The 18,203-nt window shown below is 72.4% G+C and carries 16 protein-coding genes and 2 pseudogenes; 11 read left to right on the top strand and 7 right to left on the bottom strand.

Annotated features, from left to right (window positions below; translation table 11 throughout):
* Positions 1-18: 18 nt before the first annotated feature.
* Positions 19-3,777: a glycoside hydrolase family 2 TIM barrel-domain containing protein gene (locus AB0M80_RS19100; RefSeq protein WP_364566165.1), complete on the top strand. Its 3,759-nt coding sequence runs from the start codon at positions 19-21 to the stop codon at positions 3,775-3,777.
* 93 nt (positions 3,778-3,870) lie between these two features.
* On the opposite strand, the gene AB0M80_RS19095 is transcribed toward AB0M80_RS19100, so the two are convergent.
* On the bottom strand, positions 3,871-4,248 hold the full coding sequence (locus AB0M80_RS19095; protein WP_364566162.1) for a winged helix-turn-helix domain-containing protein: 378 nt from the start codon (positions 4,246-4,248) through the stop codon (positions 3,871-3,873).
* A gap of 163 nt (positions 4,249-4,411) precedes the next feature.
* Between AB0M80_RS19095 and AB0M80_RS19090 the strand changes: the two are divergent.
* Positions 4,412-4,609 (top strand): annotated as a pseudogene (locus AB0M80_RS19090) (cold shock domain-containing protein); the annotation flags it as partial.
* Between the two features lie 30 nt (positions 4,610-4,639).
* Positions 4,640-5,359: a cold shock domain-containing protein gene (locus AB0M80_RS19085; RefSeq protein WP_364566644.1), complete on the top strand. Its 720-nt coding sequence runs from the start codon at positions 4,640-4,642 to the stop codon at positions 5,357-5,359.
* A gap of 68 nt (positions 5,360-5,427) precedes the next feature.
* Here the strand turns inward: AB0M80_RS19085 and AB0M80_RS19080 are convergent.
* Positions 5,428-5,712: pseudogene (locus AB0M80_RS19080) on the bottom strand (transposase); the annotation flags it as partial.
* 247 nt (positions 5,713-5,959) lie between these two features.
* Between AB0M80_RS19080 and AB0M80_RS19075 the strand changes: the two are divergent.
* Genes AB0M80_RS19075 through AB0M80_RS19065 form a run of 3 tightly spaced genes read left to right on the top strand, consistent with a single transcriptional unit; the run spans position 5,960 to position 7,957 of the window.
* A complete protein-coding gene (locus AB0M80_RS19075; protein ID WP_364566160.1) occupies positions 5,960-6,889 on the top strand; it encodes a TerC family protein in 930 nt (309 codons plus the stop codon).
* The gene (locus AB0M80_RS19070; RefSeq protein WP_364566158.1) at positions 6,889-7,266 is read left to right on the top strand and encodes a bacteriophage spanin2 family protein; all 378 of its coding nucleotides are present in this window, start codon (positions 6,889-6,891) and stop codon (positions 7,264-7,266) included. Before AB0M80_RS19075 ends, AB0M80_RS19070 begins: the two co-directional genes overlap by 1 nt.
* A gap of 52 nt (positions 7,267-7,318) precedes the next feature.
* Positions 7,319-7,957 (top strand): DedA family protein, encoded by a 639-nt coding sequence (locus tag AB0M80_RS19065; RefSeq protein WP_364566156.1) that lies wholly within the window; start codon positions 7,319-7,321, stop codon positions 7,955-7,957.
* On the opposite strand, the gene AB0M80_RS19060 is transcribed toward AB0M80_RS19065, so the two are convergent.
* Positions 7,954-8,397: a MarR family transcriptional regulator gene (locus tag AB0M80_RS19060; protein ID WP_364566154.1), complete on the bottom strand. Its 444-nt coding sequence runs from the start codon at positions 8,395-8,397 to the stop codon at positions 7,954-7,956. The two genes, AB0M80_RS19065 and AB0M80_RS19060, sit on opposite strands and share 4 nt — an antisense overlap.
* Positions 8,398-8,460: 63 nt before the next feature.
* Between AB0M80_RS19060 and AB0M80_RS19055 the strand changes: the two genes are divergently transcribed.
* On the top strand, positions 8,461-8,829 hold the full coding sequence (locus AB0M80_RS19055; RefSeq protein ID WP_364566151.1) for a VOC family protein: 369 nt from the start codon (positions 8,461-8,463) through the stop codon (positions 8,827-8,829).
* 351 nt (positions 8,830-9,180) lie between these two features.
* On the opposite strand, the gene AB0M80_RS19050 is transcribed toward AB0M80_RS19055, so the two are convergent.
* From AB0M80_RS19050 to AB0M80_RS19040, 3 genes are all read right to left on the bottom strand, one after another.
* Positions 9,181-9,963: an isocitrate lyase/phosphoenolpyruvate mutase family protein gene (locus AB0M80_RS19050; RefSeq protein ID WP_364566150.1), complete on the bottom strand. Its 783-nt coding sequence runs from the start codon at positions 9,961-9,963 to the stop codon at positions 9,181-9,183.
* 4 nt (positions 9,964-9,967) lie between these two features.
* Positions 9,968-11,377 carry a DHA2 family efflux MFS transporter permease subunit gene (locus AB0M80_RS19045; protein ID WP_364566148.1) on the bottom strand — a complete coding sequence of 470 codons (1,410 nt, stop codon included), beginning with the start codon at positions 11,375-11,377 and terminating at the stop codon, positions 9,968-9,970.
* Between the two features lie 160 nt (positions 11,378-11,537).
* The gene (locus tag AB0M80_RS19040; RefSeq protein ID WP_364566145.1) at positions 11,538-14,063 is read right to left on the bottom strand and encodes a helix-turn-helix domain-containing protein; all 2,526 of its coding nucleotides are present in this window, start codon (positions 14,061-14,063) and stop codon (positions 11,538-11,540) included.
* A 205-nt stretch (positions 14,064-14,268) separates the two neighbouring features.
* Between AB0M80_RS19040 and AB0M80_RS19035 the strand changes: the two genes are divergently transcribed.
* Both AB0M80_RS19035 and AB0M80_RS19030 read left to right on the top strand, forming a co-directional pair.
* On the top strand, positions 14,269-15,309 hold the full coding sequence (locus tag AB0M80_RS19035) for an alpha/beta hydrolase-fold protein (RefSeq protein ID WP_364566143.1): 1,041 nt from the start codon (positions 14,269-14,271) through the stop codon (positions 15,307-15,309).
* 62 nt (positions 15,310-15,371) lie between these two features.
* Entirely contained in the window at positions 15,372-15,653 is a 282-nt protein-coding gene (locus tag AB0M80_RS19030) for a hypothetical protein (protein ID WP_364566141.1), read from the top strand.
* Between the two features lie 15 nt (positions 15,654-15,668).
* Here the strand turns inward: AB0M80_RS19030 and AB0M80_RS19025 are convergent, their stop codons facing one another.
* The gene (locus tag AB0M80_RS19025; RefSeq protein WP_364566139.1) at positions 15,669-16,619 is read right to left on the bottom strand and encodes a WYL domain-containing protein; all 951 of its coding nucleotides are present in this window, start codon (positions 16,617-16,619) and stop codon (positions 15,669-15,671) included.
* Between the two features lie 63 nt (positions 16,620-16,682).
* Between AB0M80_RS19025 and AB0M80_RS19020 the strand changes: the two genes are divergently transcribed.
* Complete coding sequence (locus AB0M80_RS19020; protein ID WP_364566136.1) at positions 16,683-17,831, top strand: epoxide hydrolase family protein; 1,149 nt, start codon at positions 16,683-16,685, stop codon at positions 17,829-17,831.
* Between the two features lie 95 nt (positions 17,832-17,926).
* Positions 17,927-18,127, top strand: a complete 201-nt coding sequence (locus AB0M80_RS19015) for a hypothetical protein (protein ID WP_364566133.1) — start codon at positions 17,927-17,929, stop codon at positions 18,125-18,127.
* Positions 18,128-18,203: the final 76 nt, after the last annotated feature.

The raw sequence follows: 18,203 nt of genomic DNA, 5'->3' as shown, positions 1-18,203 counted from the left end.
TCCGAATCATGTCGGAACATGGAGGTTTCCCCCGTGCGCCTGCGCGCTCTTGGTGTGGTCTTGGTGGCACTCGCCGGGGTCCTGGTGCCCGCCGGGCCGGGCAGCGCGGCTTCGCCACCCACCGACGACGTCTACTCCTACCTCGAAGATCCGCGGAAGGTCGGCGAAGGCCAGGAGCCGCCGCACGCGTTCCTCGCTCCGCACGCCGACGTCGATTCCGCCGTCCGGGGGCAGGAACACACGCCGTTCACCAAAACCCTCGACGGCAAGTGGCGCATCGCGATGGCGGACACCCCCGCGCAGGTTCCCGCCGGTTTCCACGCCGCCGGGTACGACACGTCGGGGTGGCGCGAGGTCTCCGTGCCGCACACCTGGCAGACCGACGGCCTCGACCACCCGGTCTTCCGCAACATCGCCACCGAGATCCAGCCGGACGCGCCGCCGCGGGTGCCCCGCGACGTCAACCCGACAGCGGCCTACACCCGCGACTTCGACCTGCCCGCCGACTGGGCGCAGCGGCGCACCTTCCTCCGCTTCGACGGCGTGACCTCGGCGTACTTCGTGTGGGTCAACGGCCGGTACATCGGCTACGACCAGGGCGGCTACACGCCCGCGGAGTTCGACATCTCCGCCGCGCTACGGCCGGGCCGCAACCGGCTCGCCGTCCAGGTGCACCGCTGGAGCGCGGGCGCCTACCTGGAGGACTACGACCAGTGGCGGTACGCGGGCATCTTCCGGTCGGTGACGCTGACTTCCGCGCCTGCCACCCACCTCCGGGACGTGACGCTGCGGACCGATCTCGACCCGACGTACACCGACGCCGTCCTTTCCGCCGCCGTCGAGGTCGCGCGCGAACCGGGTGGCACCACCGGGAAGCACACGGTCGGGCTCAGCCTGCGCGACGCGGCCGGCAAGGAGGTCGGGACCGCCACCCAGGACGTCGAAGTCGGGGACGCCGGCGGCGCGGTCACCCTCACCCTGCCCGTGCGGAACCCGGCCAAGTGGACCGACGAGACGCCGAACCTGTACACCACCGTGCTGACCCTCACCGGCCCGGACGGGAAGACCACCCACATCACGCGCGAGACGACCGGCTTCCGCGAGATCGAGATCCGCGACAAGCAGCTGCTGGTCAACGGCAAGCGCGTGCTGTTCAAGGGCGTCAACCGCGCCGAGACCGATCCCGAGCACGGCCGGCACGTGCCGCGCCAGGCGCAGGAGCGCGATGTCGCGCTGCTCCGGCAGCTCAACGTCAACGCGGTCCGCACGTCGCACTACCCGTCCGACCCGTACTTCTACCGGCTCGCCGACGAACACGGCCTGTGGATCGACGACGAGGTCGACATCGAGACGCACAACCACGAGAACTGCGCCCAGTGGTGCCAGGCGAACCAGCCCGAGTGGCGTGACGCCTTCCTCGACCGGCTGGCCGGCATGGTGGAGCGCGACAAGAACCACCCCAGCGTCTTCCTGTGGGACACCGGCAACGAAGCCGGCCTCGGCGCCCACCACTACGCGATGGCGGACTGGCTGCGGGCCAACGACCCGACGCGCCCGATCTACCACCAGTCCAACAACCCCGACGGCGACGCGCCGTTCGCCGACGTGTGGGGCCCGCGGTACCCCTCGCCGGAGAAGTTCGCCGATCAGGCGAAGAAGACCACGAAACCGCTGATCTTCGGCGAGTACGCGCACGCGATGGGCAACAGCCTGGGCAACTTCCGCGAGTTCTGGGACATCATCCGCGCGAACCCGCAGACCCAGGGCGGGTTCATCTGGGACTGGGCCGAGCAGAACATCCGGCAGCCGGTGCGCGTCGTCCCGGACGTCTCCGGGCACGGCATCGCCACCCACCTGTCCGGGGCCCCGAAGCTGGTCGACGGGCACCGCGGCAAAGCCCTGGAACTGTCCGGTTTGGACGACTTCGCCGAGGTTTACCGCGACCGCAGGCTGGACCTCACCGGAACCGCGCTGACGCTGGACGCGTGGGTGAAACCGGGCAAGTGGACCGGCAGCTTCCCGATCATCACCAAAGGCGACCACCAGTACTCGCTGAAGATGAAGAACGAGACGACGCTGGAGTTCTTCGTCCACAGCGGCACGTGGATCCCCGTGCAGGCCCCGGTCCCCGCGGACTTCTACGGCAACTGGCACCGCGTCAGCGGCACCTACGACGGCGCCACGCTGCGGCTGTACATCGACGGGCGCGAGGTCGCGCAGAAGGCGTTCACCGGCGCGATCGACTCCTCCTCGGCCGAGGTGAACATCGGGCGCGACTTCGAGACGTCCTGGAACGACCCGTCCACCATCGGCTGGATGGCGCGCGGCCAGGTCGACGACGTCCGCATCCACGACCGCGCGCTCGGCGCGGCGGAGCTCGCGGGGCCGGAGCCGGCCCCGGGCGCGGTACTGGCGCTCGACTTCGACAGCGTGACCGAGCGGGGCACGTACCTGTCCTACGGCTCCAGCCTGTCCGGTGTGGACGGTCTGATCGGCTCGGACCGGAAGCCGCAGCCGGAAACCACGCAGCTGGCGTGGGCCCACCAGCCGCTGCGGTTCGCTTACGCCGATGGCGTGCTGTCGGTGACGAACGAACGCCAGTTCAGCGACACCGGCGACGTGAGCCTGCGGTGGCGCGTCACCGAAGGCTCGAAGACGGTCAAGAGCGGCGAACAGCCGTTGCGCGTCGCCGCGGCCACCACCGGCCGGCTCACCCTGCCGGTCAAGGCGGGCGACCGCGAGCGCTTCCTCACGGTCGAGGCGGTCGTCAAGACGCCGCGGCCGATGCTGCCCGCGGGCCACGTCCTGGCGCACGACCAGTTCCCGCTCGGCGGCACCCGCGTGCCGGGTCTCGACCGGGCGCCGCTCGACTGGGGCCTGGTGACCGCGCGGGAGACCGCGGATGCGGTCACCGCCGCGGCCGGCCCGGTGAGCTACCGGGTCGACAAGCGGACCGGCACGCTGGTGTCGATGCAGTCCTGGGGCAGGGAACTGCTGGCGAGCGGCCCGAAGCTCGACGCGTGGCGGGCCCCGATCAGCAACGAGACGTTCGCCTGGGGCCGGGCCGAAGGCGAGGACTGGCGCAAACTCGGCCTCGACCGCCTGCGCACGACCGTCACCGGCGTGCGCGTGGAACGCGCGGGCAGCGTCCGCGTCGTGGTGGACAGCCGGGTCGCGGCGCCGGACGTGGCGGGCGCGTGGTTCGACCAGACGATGACGTACACAGTGGACTCGGCGGGCGTGCTGCACCTGGCGCACAACGTGACCCCGCAGGGCACCCTGCGCACGCTGAACTACCTGCCGCGCATCGGGGTGTCGCTGGCCGTCCCGGACAGCTTCCAGCGGTTCGCCTGGTACGGCCGCACCGCGGAGAGCTACGTCGACCGCAAGGACGGCACCCCGATCGCGGTCAACAAGTCCACTGTGGACGAGCAGTACGTGGACTACCACCGCCCGCAGGACCACGGCAACCACACGGACGCCCGCTGGGCGCTGCTGACCGACGGCCGGCTGTCGGGGCTGCTGGTGAGCGGGATGCAGGACGTCAGCGTCACGCCGTACGACGACCTGGACCGGGCGGCGTACCCGTTCCAGCTGCAGCGGAACCCGGGCTGGTTCACGCTGCACGCCGACCACGCGGCCACCGGCGTGGGCGACACCCCGAACCCGGTGCGCGAGAAGAGCCAGGTCGCGGCGGACCCCACGTACGCGTACACGTTGTCGCTCCGCCCGCTGACCTTGGCGGAAGCCCTGACGGGGCTGCCCGCGGGCGGCTGATCTCCCGCCGGAGGGGCCTTTGCGGCCCCTCCGGCGGGGGCTCAGGCTGTGGTGACGCGCGCCAAGCGGCCTACCGCCCGACGCGGTGCGGTGCTACCGGTCGGCTTTCCGGGCGCTGAAACGGGAAGCGGCCGATCCCGGCTGCCCTTCTCGAACGACTCCGGCGGCGGCGGCCGGACGCGTGCCGCGCTCGGCGTCGTCGAGGCCGAGCGCCGCGACCAGATCGGCGACCCGGTGGTGCGCCTCCAGCGGGTGGCGCAACCGGCCTTCCGGGTGAATCCGGTAGTGGTTCCGCCGGCCGACCCGCTCGCGCTCGAGGTAGCCCTCCGCGATCAGGTCCGCGAGGATGAGCTGCACCCCGCGCTCCGTGATCCCCACGCGCTCGGCGATGTCGTGCAGCGTGCGGTCGGGATCCGCGGCCACGCACAGCAGCACGTGCGCGTGGTTGCTGAGGAACGTCCACGAAGCCATACCGGCCACCTTAGACCTGGTCTCAAAACTCGGCGTGTCGCTAGGTGAACCAACGGCCCGCCCGTGGCTCCGCACCGCCCGCCTGTGGGGCCCGGCCGACGGACCGCGAGGTCTGTCAGAGAGACTGGGGGCCATTGCCCGCCCTCTCGACCTGGAGCCTTTGATGCCGCAAGGGACCGTCCGTTGGTTCGACGCCGAACGGGGTTTCGGCTTCCTCGCGCCCGAGGACGGCTCGCCGGACGTGTTCGTGCACGCCTCCGAGATCGTCGGGGACGGCGGCGCGAAAGTGCTCCGCGAGGGTCAGGCCGTCGTGTTCGAGGTCGGCGAGAACGACCGCGGGCCCCAGGCGCTGCGCGTTCGCGTCACCGCCGATGCGGCCACCGGCAGCGCCGTGGGCCTGCTCGGCACCATCAACTGGTACGAGCCGGGCAAGGGGTACGGCTTCGCGTCGCCGGACGGCGGCGGCGCCGACATCTTCGTGCACAGCTCCGCCATCGTGACCGGCGGCGTGGTCAGCGAGGGGCAGCGGGTGGCCTTCCTGATCGTCGAAGGCGAGCGCGGCCCGCAGGCCGGGCACGTGATCCCGCTGGGAGCAGGGGCCGGCTCACCCGCTGCGGCTGGTATCGCGGACGGTGCCGACGGCACGGTGGCCTGGTACGACGAGGACAAGGGCTTCGGCTTCATCAACCCCGACTCCGGCGCCGGGGATGTCTTCGTTCACGCCCGGGCCCTGGCCGAGGGGCTGACGTGGCTCGCGGAGGGCGACCGCGTCGCCTACGAGGTGGCTAGTGGAGACAAGGGCCCGCAGGCCCGCGACGTGCACCTGGTCCGGGGCGCCGAGCCCCAGACGGCGCCGCAGCGGTCGGCACCTGCCGCGGCCGCAGGGCCGGCGGCGCGGGACGTGCCCGTACGAGGCGGCGAGGGCGTCGTCGCGCGCTACGACGGCGACCGCGGCTTCGGCTTCATCACCCCGGACGCAGGCGGCGACGATCTCTTCGCCCACGCGTCCGTGATCATGGGGTCGGAGCCGCTGCAGAAGGGTGACCGGGTCCGGTACACGGTGCGTCAGAGCGACCGGGGCCCGCAGGCCGACCGCATCGAACGCCTCTGAAGAGGCGGCCCCACCGATGGCTGATCACTTCCCGGCGAGAGTGCTCGTTCATCCCCGTCGATGGTGGACAGCTCGTCGAGCACGAGCTGGTGCAGCCGGTCCCACACGCCGGCGTCCTGCCACTCGCGTAACCGCCGCCACGCGGTGTGCCCGGAACCACATCCGAGCTGCTCGGGTAGGTCTCGCCGGCGGCAGCCGGTGTCGAGCACGAACAAGATCCCCTCCAGCGCGGCACGGTCATCGATCCGGGGCCGCCCACCCGGACCGCGCGGCGCTGGTCGGGACGGGATCAGGGGTTCGATCAGCTCCCAGAGCCGGTCTTCGACCCGCCGCTGCTGCGTCGTCTTCGCCACGACTGCCCACGATCGACGACCAGGACCGGCAGGTTACGCAGTGACGCACCCTTAAGGTTTTGAGACCAGGTCTTAGCCGTCCGAACTTGACAGACGAAGTGCAGTTCGTCATTCTGGAGTCAGCGGAGGGGAGTACCCGCCCGGTCCGGCATCGTCAATACGGCTGCCCCAGCGCAGCCCGGTGCCGGCGTCACCTTCGGGTGACCGGGGAGACCTCCGGTTCGGCACCGAACCGGAGGAATGTCTCGTGACCGTCCCGTTCTGGGCCTGGGCCGCCGTGCTCGGCGTCATCCTGGTCATGCTCGCGATCGACCTGGCCGCCCACCGCCGGGCCCCCGTCGTCGGCGTCCGATCGGCGCTCGCGTGGTCCGGCGCGTGGGTGGTCCTGGGGCTCGCCTTCGGCGCCGTGGTCTGGTGGGTCTGGGGCGCGGAGTTCGCGGGCCAGTACTTCGCCGGCTACGTCATCGAAAAGTCCCTGGCCGTCGACAACGTCTTCGTCTTCGCGATCATCTTCGGCTACTTCGCGGTCCCCCGCGAGTACCAGCACCGCATCCTGTTCTACGGCGTCGTCGGTGCCCTGGTGTTCCGGGCGGTGTTCATCGCCGCGGGCTCGGTGCTGATCGCGAGCTTCGCCTGGATCCTCTACGTGTTCGGCGCTTTCCTCGTCATCACCGGCGTGCGGATGGCGCTGCACCGGGACGAGACGGTCGACTACGAGCAGAACCGGGTGCTGCGGGCGTTCCGCCGGATCGTCCCGTCCACCGACGGCGACCACGGCGGCCGGTTCCTGGTGCGGCAGGCCGGTCGTTGGGTGGCCACGCCGCTGCTCGCGGTCCTGGTGCTGATCGAGGTGACCGACATCGTCTTCGCGGTCGACTCGATCCCGGCGATCTTCGCGGTCACCCAGGAGCCGTTCCTGGTGTTCACGTCGAACGCCTTCGCCGTCCTCGGCCTGCGGGCGATGTACTTCCTGCTCGCCGACGTCATGCACCGGTTCGTGTACCTGAAGCTCGGCTTGGCGCTGGTGCTGGTCTGGGTGGGCGTGAAAATGCTGCTGCTGGACGTCTGGAAGATCCCGACCGCGCTCTCGCTGGGAGTGGTGGCCGCGATCCTCGCGACGGCCGTCGCCGCCAGCCTGCTCCGCACCCGAACCCCGCTTCCCCGAAAGGAACGATGATGAACCACCTCACGAAGGCCCTCCTCGCCGCCGGAGTTTCCCTGACCCTCACCGCCTGCGGCGCGGCCGCCGAGACGGCGGGCCAGGTGGGCAACGCCGCCTCGACGGCGGCGGTCTGCGCGGAAGCGGTGCAGATCGCCACGGCCAATTCGGACGTGACGGACCCGGCGGCCGCGGCCGACCGAGCCCACAAAGCCGCCGACGAGCTGACGGGCCTGGCCTCCCGGGCGGCGAACACCACGGCGGCCGAAGCGATCACCAAGCTGGCAACCACCTACCGCGAGACAACGGCCGCCGAGCTGGCCGCAACCCCGGCAGCGTGGGTCCGCGAGAAGACGGACCAGGTGGCGGCCCTGACCAAGGCCTGCGGCGGCTGACTCCCGCCCACTACGCGCGACGAACTCGCCCGACCCCGCCCCAGGAGCCACCATGACCGGATCCCCCGCCCCGCCGGCCGCCGCGGGAGAACTCACCGGGGTGGCCGGGTGGGCCGTCGGGCTCATGGAATCGCTCGGTGGTCCCGGGGCGGCCCTCGTCGTCGGGCTGGACAACCTCTTCCCGCCCCTGCCCAGCGAACTGGTCCTCCCCCTCGCCGGGTTCGCCGCCGGCCGGGGCGCGTTCGGCCTCGGCGAAGCCGTCTTCTGGACCACGCTGGGCTCCGTCGCCGGTGCCGTCGTCGTCTACCTGCTCGGCCGGCGGCTCGGGCACGACCGCACGCGCCGGCTGGTGGCCCGGGTGCCGCTGGTCAAGGCGGCCGATTTCGACCGCACCGCGGCCTGGTTCGCCCGGCACGGCGGCAAAGCCGTCTTCCTCGGCCGCATGGTCCCGGTCTTCCGCAGCCTCGTCTCCGTGCCCGCCGGGGTCGAGCGCATGCCGTTCGGGCGGTTCCTGCTCTACACCACGGCCGGCAGCCTCGTCTGGAACACCGGGTTCGTCGTCGCGGGCTACCTGCTCGGCGAGCACTGGCCGGTGGTCGAGCGGTACGCGTCGGGCTTCCAGTACGTCGTCCTCGCGGCCATCGCCGTCACCGCCGGGGTGTTCGTGGTCCGCCGGGTCCGGGCGCGCTAGGCGCCGTCGCGCAGCGCATGGATCATGCTCCGCAGGATCCGGAACGCCCCCGATCGCTCGGCCTCGGTCAGGCCGGCCAGCATTCTGACCTCGACGGACCGGACCGCCGCGGACGCCTTCTCGAGGCTCCGCCGGCCGCGAGGCGTGAGCCGCGTGGGAAGAGCCTTTCCGACGGGTGCCTCCGCGGGCCTGGTCACGTAGCCGTCTCGTTCCAGGGCCTGGAGCAGCACGTTCATCGTCTGCCGGGTCACGAACGCGCCCCGGGCTAGCTCGGAGTTCGACAAGCCCGGCCGTTGCGCCAGCAGCTCGAGGCAGGAGTAGTGCGTCACGCTCATCCCGAGCGGCCGCAGCACCTCCTCCATGGCTACGCGCAGCGCGCTCGACGCCTCCTTCAGCAGGTAGCCCAGTGACGTCTCCAGGTCGACACCGTCTTGACTCATGTCAGTATTCTGACATAGATTGACCCGTGTCAGAAAACTGACACGCAAACGAAGGAGCACACCATGCCCGCCACCGGTCCCGACTTCATCTCGCTCCAAGCCCGCGACCTCGACGCTTCGCAGGCGTTCTACGAGCGGTACCTCGGCCTCGTCCGCTCGCCGGCCGGACCTCCGCACGCCGTCGTCTTCGAGACGAAGCCGATCGCGTTCGCCCTCCGCGACGTCGTTCCCGGCACCGATCTCGCCTCCGTGGCCCAGCCCGGCATCGGTGCCGGGATCTGGCTCCACGCCACCGACGTCCAGGCCATTCACGACGCTCTCGTCGCCGACGGTCACCCCATCGTCTCCGCACCGATCGACGGCCCCTTCGGCCGGACGTTCACCTTCGCCGACCCCGACGGCTACCGGATCACCCTCCACGACCGCACCTGACAGCTCGGCCGCGCAAGGTCAGGGCAGCCACGCGACCTCCCCGGGGCGCCGAGCACGGCGTCGGGTAACGGCCCCAGCCACGCGATCGAGTCGTCGGCGAACACCGGCGTCCCGGGATCGTCCGCCGGCGCGCCGAGCCCGGGCGGGCAGCACGCGCCGGCTCCGGTGGTTCAGCTCGGCGAGGCAGGTGTGGGTCGCGATCCGGTCTGGGGGATCGCCTCGGAAGACATCACACACTCCCTGCTCGTGCCGGACATCGTCGGTCAAGGACGCGGATCGCGCCCGAGGTCGGCGAGCCCGATCTCCGCCGCCGACGTGACCGCGTAGTCCAGGGCGGCGGCGAGCACCGCCTCATCCGCGGGACGCCCGGGCACCCGGACCCTCCTGGCCGCGCAGTTCCTCGAGCGCGGTGCGCATCGCAGGCAGGCCCGCCCGGTAGAAGCGGGGTCCGTAGGACACCCTGGCGACCCCCAGCGACGCCAGGGTACCCAGGTCCAGTTCCGCGCCGCTGTTTCCGTTGACCGGCCCGGAAATGCCGTCGACCAGCCGCTTCAGGCCGTCGGCGCTCGACACCCCGATCGGGTAGACGCAGTCCGCACCCGCCTGCCGGTAGAGCCGGCCGCGCCGGATCGCCTCGGCCGTCCGGTCCGGTCCGCAAAACCCGCTGGGCGGCAGGAAAGTGTCGATCCGCGCGTTGACGACGAGCGGGACGCCGGCCGCGTCGGCCGCCGCGCGGACCCTGGCCAGGAAATCCGCGTGCGCCGCGGCGTCCACGAGGCCCCCGGCCCGGTGATCGGTGTCCTCGAGGTTGCAGCCGGCAGCCCCGGCTTCGAGCAGTTCGGCCACGAGCCGGTCCGGCTCCAGGCCGTAGCCCGCCTCGGCGTCCACGGTCACCGGGACGGGCACGGCGCGGGCGATCCGGGCGGCGGCGGCGAACATCTCCCGCCACGGGGCCTGTTCCCCGTCCGGGTGCCCCAGCACGTCCGCCACGGCGGCGCTGGAGGTCGCCACGACCGGGAAGCCGGTCTCGACGACGAGTTCGGCGCTGGCTTCGTCCCAGGCGTTCGGCAGCACCAGCAGCTTCCCGTGGTGCAGCTCGCGCAGCAGGTCGGCGTGGGCCTTCAGGTCGGACATGGCCTTACTCCTTCGGTTCGCGGCGAGGGATGAGGGAACCGGCCAGCGCACCCACCGCGGCGAGGACGGCGCTGGCCACCGCGGCGGCGGCGAACCCGGCGGAGAACTCCGCACTCGACGCGTAGCTGCCGGCCAGCGAGAACCCGGCGACCAGGATCGCGACGCCGAACGCCCCGCCGAGTTGCCGCATCGCGCTGAAAGCACCGGAGGCCTTGCCGAGGAACCGCGGCGCGACCGAGGTCAGCACCGCGCTCTGCGCGGCGGGCAGGCACATCGCGATGCCCGTGCCGGACAGCACGAGCGGCGCGGCGATCGCCCAGTAGCCGATCGCCGGGCCGGCGACCAGGGCGATCCAGAGCATGGCGAGCCCGTGCAGCCCGAGCCCCGCGACGATGAAGGGCCGTTCGCCGAACCGGCCGACCAGCCGGCCCGCCACCTGCGGGACGACCGCCGTCGTCAGACCCCACGGCGCCAGCCCGAGCCCGGCGGCCAGCGGCCCGAACCCCAGCCCTTCCTGCAGGTACTGGGCCATGAAGAACACCGCGCCCAGCGCGGAGGCCCAGTGGAAGAAGATCACGGCGTTGCCGGCGGCGAACCGGCGCGAGCGGAACAGGTGCAGGGGCAGCATCGGGTGGGCGGCTCGTCGCTGCCAGGCCACGAACGCGCCGAGCGCCACCAGGCCGGCCGCGAGCGGGCCCAGCACCGCCACGCTGGTCCAGCCGGCCGCGTTGCCCTGGATCAGGCCCCACACCACCCCGAAGGAGCCGGCGCCGGCCAGCACCAGGCCCGGGACGTCGAGGGCGGCATCCGGGCCGTGGCTCTCCTCGGTCCGGGTCAGGACGAAGCAGACCAGCGCCACTCCCACCGGGACGTTGATCCAGAAGATCCACGGCCAGGAGATGCCCTCCACGACGGCGCCGCCGAGCAGCGGCCCGAGCGGCACCGCCACGCCGCTGACGCTCGCGAAGACGCCGAGGGCCTTGGGCCGGGCCTCCGGCGGGAACGCGGCCCCGAGCAGAGCGAGCGCGAGCGGCATGACGAACGCGGCCCCGGCGCCCTGCAGCACCCGCCCGGCGATCAGGATTTCGACGTTCGGCGCGACCGCGCAGATCAGCGACGCCACCGCGAACAGGGCGACCCCCGTCGCGAAGACCCGGCGACGGCCCCAGCGATCACCGACCGCCGCCGACGTCATGAGCAGGACGGCGAAGCTGAGACCGTAGGCGTTGACCGTCCACTCGAGCTCGGTGATCGACGCGCCGAGGTCGCTCTTGATCGCCGTCAGCGCGGTCGCCACGACCAGCGCGTCGAGGACGACCATCATCGACGCGACCGAGGTGATGGCCAGCACCCATCTTCGCTGCGTCCGCCCCTCGGCCGGGGCCGCCGGCGGGGGTGAAGTCCTGGTGCGCACTCGGGTCTCCTTCTGGCTCCGGTGGCCGGCGTTGCGCCGCTTCCGAAGACATGGACACCGCGCGGTCCCGGAAGGAATCGGCGTGCGGGCGAAGTTCCTCCGCGACCGAGCAAAGCCGTGAATGCCACCTTGAGGGACTTGGCGTCCCTCAAGGTGGCATTCACGGGCTTTCGGTCCTGGCCAGGTGGTCCTGCAGCCGGGCGTGGCGGAACTGGTAGAACGCGCCCGCTTGGCGCAGGATCCCGCGGCGGTAGGCGTCCTCGAGGAACGCGGCCGTCGCCCACGGCAGGCGGCCCGTCAGGGGCAGCCAGACCCGCGACACCACCAGCCACTGGCCCCACGCGGTGAACGCGAAGACGTACGCGACCGCCCCGCCGAGGCCGCCCACCGCGCCGACGATCAAGCCGCCCGAGAGGGTCCAGACCAGCGGCCCGAGGACACCCTGCAGGAGCTCGACCACGATCCGGCCGCCGGCCGCGATGGCCAGGGCCAGCAGCGGGCCGAACGCCAGCACCTGGCGCAGCACCGTCGTGCGGTTGGCGCGCAGCAGCATGGCGGGGCCGGCGGCCGAGCTGATGTCGAGCGGGGTTTCCAGCACGGAGACGAGCCCGAACGTCGCCCCGGCGGCCAGGCCGAACACGAGCCCGCTCGCGAGCGTGTTGACCAGCGCGGTTTCCACCAGCACGCCGATCCCGGGCGTGAAGCCGGTCGCCATCGCCCGGGAAATCACGGTCACCGGCCCGTAGCCCAGCCCGACGACGAACCCGCCCAGCAGCCCGGCGACGAACCGGCCGGCGTAGCGGCGCAGGAGGCTGCCCTCGGGTCTCCCGGTGCGTCCGCGCAACCGGACCTGCAGCCGGGACGGCTCGAACACCAGGCCGCCGTAGACCACCATGATCCCGTGGACCAGGCCGAACGCGAGGCCGACCACCGCGCCGACGAGCAGCCCGTCCAGCAGCCCGGCGCCCAGCCCGGGCAGGAAGCCCATGGTGACGACGTCCACGGGCACGAAGAACAGCCAGTCGGCGACGGCGGTGGCGAGCATGGCCGAGAGCACGACGGCGAGGATCCGGGACGAGCGGGGCAACGAGCCGCCCAGCCGCCACCACGCCAGGTCGCGCGTGCCGAGCCGGTCGAGGTGGCGGGCGAGGTAGCCGAGCCAGCGCCGGGCGCGGCCGGGGTCCCACCGGGGCCGGTCCCGGTACACCGTCGGCACGAAGCTGCCCAGCAGGTGGTCTTCGACGGCTTCGGCGGTCGGGAAGCGGGTGGTGTCGAGCAGGACGGCGGGGTCTTCCCCGGGCGCGTCGCTGTACACCGTCCGCGCGAGCACGACCATCAGCGGCGTGCTGAGGACGGCGGCGAGCGCGGCACCGGCTTCGCTGCCGGACTCGGCGAGCACGGGGTCCCACACCGTCCCGGGCGCGCCATCGGGCGCCGGGCGGCGGGTGGTGCGGGGCAGGTAGGCGAGCACGTCGCCCGGGGTGAGATCGGTCAGTTCGATCCCGGCGGCCGCGGTCAGCACGTCGGTCGCCGCGACCGCCGCGGCGTATTCGGCCGGGCGGCTGGTCAGCACCAGCGGCAGGGTGGTGCCGTTCAGCGCTTCCAGCGCGGCGCGGTGCAAGCCGTCGGCGATCTCGTCGAACCCGTCGAGCACCGGCAGGACGTGCCCGGCCTCGACCAGCGCGGCGGCGAGCGTCGAACCACCGCCAGGCGCGGCCGCGGCGAGTCCGGGGTAGTCGCGCAGCAGCGCGTCGATCAGCCAGTCCCGCAGCGCCGCCGCCCCCGGATCCCACGAGCCGAGGCCGAGCAGCACCGGCACGGGCTCGGTGTCCGCGCGGTCGCGCAGCCGGTCCAGGACGAACCGCAGGGTCAGCACGGTCTTGCCCGACCCGGCCCGGCCGAGGATCACCAGCCGTCCGGACGGGATCCGCCGGTAGGTGGCCGCGATTTCCCCGAGTTCGCCCGCCAGGTCCAGCGGATCGGCGGTGGCCCCGGCGGGAACGCGGCGGATGTTGGCCCAGTGGTCGGTCAGCCGCGCGGGCAGCGGCCGCCACCGCACGGGCAGCGGGAAGGGATCGTGGATCCGGCGCTGCTCTTCCTCCCGCTGCCACCGCCCGGCAACGGCGTGAGCGAGCCCCTCGGCCGCGGCGGCCAGCTCGCCGCGGGGCGTTGTCCGCGGGGCGCCCTCGCCGGAAACCGCGACCCCACCAGCCGCCTTACCCTGGGCCGCCACCCCCGGTACGACATCGCCGGGTACCGCGCTGCCGCCGGCCGTCGCCCCCGGCCCGAGGTCGCCCGGCACCGGGATGCCCTCCGCCGGAACCGCGGCGCCACCCGCCACCTCACCCGGAGCCGCCGCCTCCGACACCAACCCACCCGGCACCGGCATGCCTTCCCCGAGAACCATGGCGCCACCGGCCGACTCGCCGCCCGGCACCGCGATGCCCTCCGCCGGAACCGCGGTGCCACCCGCGGTCACGGTCAGCAACCTCCGGTGGTCCTCCGGCGCGATCCCCAGTGCGTCGGCGAGCAGCTTCACGGTGCCGAGGCGGGGGTTGGTGCCGACCTCGCGCTCGAGGCGTCTGATCGTGCGCACCGCGACCCCGGACCGATCGGCCAGCTCGTCCTGCGTCATCCCCGCCTGCCGCCGCAGCTCTCGCAGCAGCGCGCCGAACCCGCTCGTCACGTCCGCGCATCCCCCCAGCAGCGGTGTTGCGTTCCCGATCGACCCTAGCGTGCCGACCGGCCTTATTTGGCCGGTCTGCGTCCTGGCTCCCCGACCTGCGCGAACAGCAGGCTCGGCTCGTCATCGGAAACACCGAATCGGAAACACCGAAGAGGGGATCTCCATGGAGAGTCATTCACGAACGGGGCTGCAGCGCGGAGCCGCGGTGGCCACCGTTTTCGCCACCGCACTGGCCCTCGCGGCCCCCGTGGCGGCCGCCGAAACCGGGCCACCGCAGTTCGACAACGGCTTCGGGCTGACCGTCACCGAGCAGCCCGCGTGGGTCGACGGCAACCACCGGACGTTCACCTTCGCCGTCCGCTCCGACCAGGTGCCCACCCCGTCGGTGCTGCCGGGCCAGCTGCCGGGACAGCACGTCGTCATGGTCACCCTGCCGGTGGGCTACGACGGCACGGCCGCCACCCGCTACCCGGTGCTGTACTCGCTGCACGGCAACGCCGACCTGCCCAACACCCAGCGGAACCTGGACATCACCGAGTCGTCGACGCGCGCGGCGCCGCTGATCACGGTGCACCCCAACGGCGGCCGCAGCTGGTACTCGAACTGGGTCAACCCCGGCGCGCTCGGCACGCAGAACTGGGAGAACTTCCACCTCGGGCAGGTGATCCCGCTGATCGACGCCAACCTGCGGACGATCCCGGCGCGGACCGGCCGCGCGATCGCCGGGCACTCGATGGGTGGCTTCGGCGCGGTCCACTACGCCGAGCACCGGCCGGAGGAGTTCGGCTACGTCGGCAGCTTCTCCGGCGGCCTCGACCTGCAGAACTCCGAACAGCGGGCGGTGGTGGCGGAAACCGAGCTGGATCCCGCGTCCGGCACGCCGACGACGTCGGTGGACGCGATCTTCGGGCCGCCGATCTGGCCGTTCGACGGCATCTGGAACGCGCAGAGCCCCGCCCAGCACGTCTCGGCCCTGCGCGGCATGGGCGTGGCGCTCTACATCGGCAACGGCGGTGACCTGACCGTCGACCCGCTCCACGCGGTGGTCGAGAGCCGGGCCCGGGAAACGAACCTGGTGACCGCGGCCAACCTGACCGCCGAGGGCATCCCGTTCACCTTCGCCGACTACGGCGACGGCAGCGCGTGGGCGCCCGGCTGCACCGGCAAGCACAACCAGCAGCCGTGCCTGCAGGCCGACATGGACCACTTCGTGGGTCTGCTCATGCGGACGCTCCAGCACCCCTGATCTTCCGGGCCGGGCGGTGACGGGGGCCGCCCGGCCCGGATCCCTCGACGGAAGGAGGCCCGATGGCCGCGAACTACCGGTACTGGTGTGGCGAATGCTCCTACCGGACGCCGTGGCTGACGGAGTCCCGCGGCGCGGCGACCCAGGCCCGCCACTACGCCCGGCGACACGCGCGGACGGTACCCGGCGGACGGGTGGAGGTCCGCGCGAAACGCACCGAGGGCGGCGGTTGCGTGTGGCTCGTCGCGGTGCTGTTCCTGGTGCTGCTGCTGGCATCCACGTGCCGTCAGGAGGCGCGCAGCGCGCCGGCACCCGAGCCGTGCGGCACGTGCGCGGTGCGGTGATCGCGGAGATCCCGCTCAGCCCACCGCCCTGCCCAGGCGGGCCGCCAGCGCCCGGACGTGCTCGACGAGCTCCGGTGGCTCGTGCACCTGGAAGTCGAAGCCCTTGCCGGCCACGTAGATGGCCAGCTCGTCGAGCGAGTCGGACCCCGCGCGCAGGGTGCAGCGGTGCTCGTCGATCGGCTCCAGCGCCGCGGTGGTCGGGGCGATGCGCTCCGCCGCGGTTTCGGCGCTGACGTGCAGGGTGAAGCGGCCCTGGTAGCGGTAGGCCGAGGTCGAGATCGCCCGTGAGGTGTAGCCGGAGAGATCGGGGTCCGGCGGGGTGCGCGGGGTGAACCGGGGCCCGGTGGGCGTGCGGGGTTCGAGGCGGTCCACGCGGTAGGTGCGCCAGTCCTCGCGGTCGACGTCCCAGCCGACGAGGTACCAGCGCCGTCCGGTGTGCACCAGCCGGTGCGGCTCGGTCGTGCGGATGCTTTCGGTGCCGTCGTGGGCGCGGTAGCCGAAGCGCAGCCGCAGCGCGTCCCGGCAGGCGGCGGCGATCGCGGTCAGGGTGTCCGGGTCGGCGGTCGGGCCGGTGTTGGCCATCGGCACGGTCACCGACCGCAGGGCGTTGATCCGGTGGCGCAGCCGCGACGGCAGCACCTGTTCGAGCTTGGCCAGCGCGCGCACCGACGTCTCCTCGATGCCGGTGATCGAGCCGCCCGCGGCCGTGCGCAGGCCCATCGCGACCGCGACCGCCTCGTCGTCGTCGAGCAGCAGCGGGGGCAGGTCCGCGCCGGCGCCCAGCCGGTAACCGGCGGTGCCCGCGGTGGCGAGCACCGGATAGCCGAGGGCGCGCAGCCGTCCGATGTCGCGGCGCACGGTGCGCGGGGTGATCTCCAGCCGCTCGGCCAGTTCGGCTCCGGACCAGTCGCGCCGGGTCTGCAGGAGCGAGAGCAAACGCAGCAGCCGCGCCGAGGTTTCCCACATACCCGCGATTCTGCCGGTCGCTTAGGACCGAACCTGACCTAACCGGCTCCTACAGTCGAAGACATGCAGAACACCAGCGAGATCCGGCCCTTCACCATCGACATCCCGCAGGCCGACCTGGACGACCTGCGCGACCGGCTCGCCCGCACCCGGTGGACGGCGGACCTGCCCGGGACCGGCTGGAGCCGCGGGGTCCCGGTGAGCTACCTCAAGGAGCTGGCCGGGTACTGGCGCGACGGCTACGACTGGCGCCGCCACGAGCGCGCCCTGAACGAGTTCCCGCAGTTCACCACCGAGATCGACGGGCAGGACATCCACTTCCTGCACGTCCGCTCGCCCGAGCCCGGCGCGCTGCCGCTGATCCTGATCCACGGCTGGCCGGGGTCGATCGTGGAGTTCCTCGACGTCATCGGCCCGCTGTCCGACCCGCGAGCCCACGGCGGCGACCCCGCGAACGCGTTCCACCTGGTGATCCCCTCCATCCCCGGCACCGCCTTCTCCGGGCCGACCCGCGAGACCGGCTGGGACACCGACCGGATCACCCGCGCGTTCGCCGAGCTGATGAACCGGCTCGGTTACGACCGCTACGGCGCGCAGGGCGGCGACACCGGCGCCGTCATCGGCCCGGGACTCGGCCGGCTCGCCCCGGACAAGGTCGTCGGGGTGCACGCCAACGGGCTCGCCGCGTTCACCGCCCGGGACGCGGGGATCGAGCTGACCGAAGCCGAGCAAGCGCGGCTGAAGCACTTGGAGTACATGGAAACCGAGCAGTCCGGTTACGTGGCGCTGCAGACGACCCGGCCGCAGACGCTGGCGCACGGCCTGCACGACTCCCCCGCCGGTCAGCTGGCCTGGATCGTGGAAAAGTTCAAGGAGTGGACCGACCCGGCGGCCGAGCTGCCGGAGGACGCGGTGGACCGGGACCGGTTGCTCACCAACGTGATGCTCTACTGGCTGACCGGCACCGGCGGCTCCTCGGCCAACTGCTACTACGAGACCGCCCACGCCGGTGCCTGGGGTGCGAGTGAGCGGTACCCGGTCCCGACGGGCGTCGCGGTGTTCCCGCTGGACGTGTCGATCCGCAGCGCGCTCGACCGCGAGCACACGATCGTGCACTGGTCCGAGTTCCCCCGCGGCGGCCACTTCGCCGCGATGGAGGCGCCGGATCTGCTGGTCGAGGACGTGCGGGCGTTCTTCGGCAAGCTGCGGTGAGCACCGGGTCCTCCCGCCCGGCCGCGCGCCGGTGCAACCCGGCACAGGGGCCGTCCCGTCCCGTCCGGGAAGCAGCGAAGGCAGGGAGGAACCCGATGCGAAGGCTGTTCGTCGTGCAGTGTGTGGTCTTTCTCGTCCTCACGGCCGCGGCCTGCGGCCGCAACGAGCAGGGTGCCGGGGGCGGGGAGGTGCTGTGCTCTGACCTGTCCGACATCCTGAGGAAAGTCCGGGACCTGACGCAGGACCGGCTCCGGCAAGCACGGACTGACCGGAACAGCATCCTGCCGGGCGGTTGAGCAATAGTCCACTGTGGACGTTGCGGCCGGACGTGGTGGCGCTCCGGAAAACGTGGTCGCCGCCGGGCGCGACCAA

This window comes from Amycolatopsis sp. NPDC051045 (genome assembly GCF_040682955.1).
In the GTDB taxonomy this organism is placed as follows: domain Bacteria; phylum Actinomycetota; class Actinomycetes; order Mycobacteriales; family Pseudonocardiaceae; genus Amycolatopsis.
This window is presented reverse-complemented; position numbering and strand designations above follow the sequence as displayed.

Coding starts and splice junctions, on each gene's coding strand:
- AB0M80_RS19100 (WP_364566165.1), top strand. CDS start 19: ATGGAGGTTTCCCCCGTGCGCCTGCGCGCTCTTGGTGTGGTCTTGGTG.
- AB0M80_RS19095 (WP_364566162.1), bottom strand. CDS start 4,248: ATGGCTTCGTGGACGTTCCTCAGCAACCACGCGCACGTGCTGCTGTGC.
- AB0M80_RS19070 (WP_364566158.1), top strand. CDS start 6,889: ATGAACCACCTCACGAAGGCCCTCCTCGCCGCCGGAGTTTCCCTGACC.
- AB0M80_RS19065 (WP_364566156.1), top strand. CDS start 7,319: ATGACCGGATCCCCCGCCCCGCCGGCCGCCGCGGGAGAACTCACCGGG.
- AB0M80_RS19060 (WP_364566154.1), bottom strand. CDS start 8,397: ATGAGTCAAGACGGTGTCGACCTGGAGACGTCACTGGGCTACCTGCTG.
- AB0M80_RS19055 (WP_364566151.1), top strand. CDS start 8,461: ATGCCCGCCACCGGTCCCGACTTCATCTCGCTCCAAGCCCGCGACCTC.
- AB0M80_RS19050 (WP_364566150.1), bottom strand. CDS start 9,963: ATGTCCGACCTGAAGGCCCACGCCGACCTGCTGCGCGAGCTGCACCAC.
- AB0M80_RS19030 (WP_364566141.1), top strand. CDS start 15,372: ATGGCCGCGAACTACCGGTACTGGTGTGGCGAATGCTCCTACCGGACG.
- AB0M80_RS19025 (WP_364566139.1), bottom strand. CDS start 16,619: ATGTGGGAAACCTCGGCGCGGCTGCTGCGTTTGCTCTCGCTCCTGCAG.
- AB0M80_RS19020 (WP_364566136.1), top strand. CDS start 16,683: ATGCAGAACACCAGCGAGATCCGGCCCTTCACCATCGACATCCCGCAG.
- AB0M80_RS19015 (WP_364566133.1), top strand. CDS start 17,927: ATGCGAAGGCTGTTCGTCGTGCAGTGTGTGGTCTTTCTCGTCCTCACG.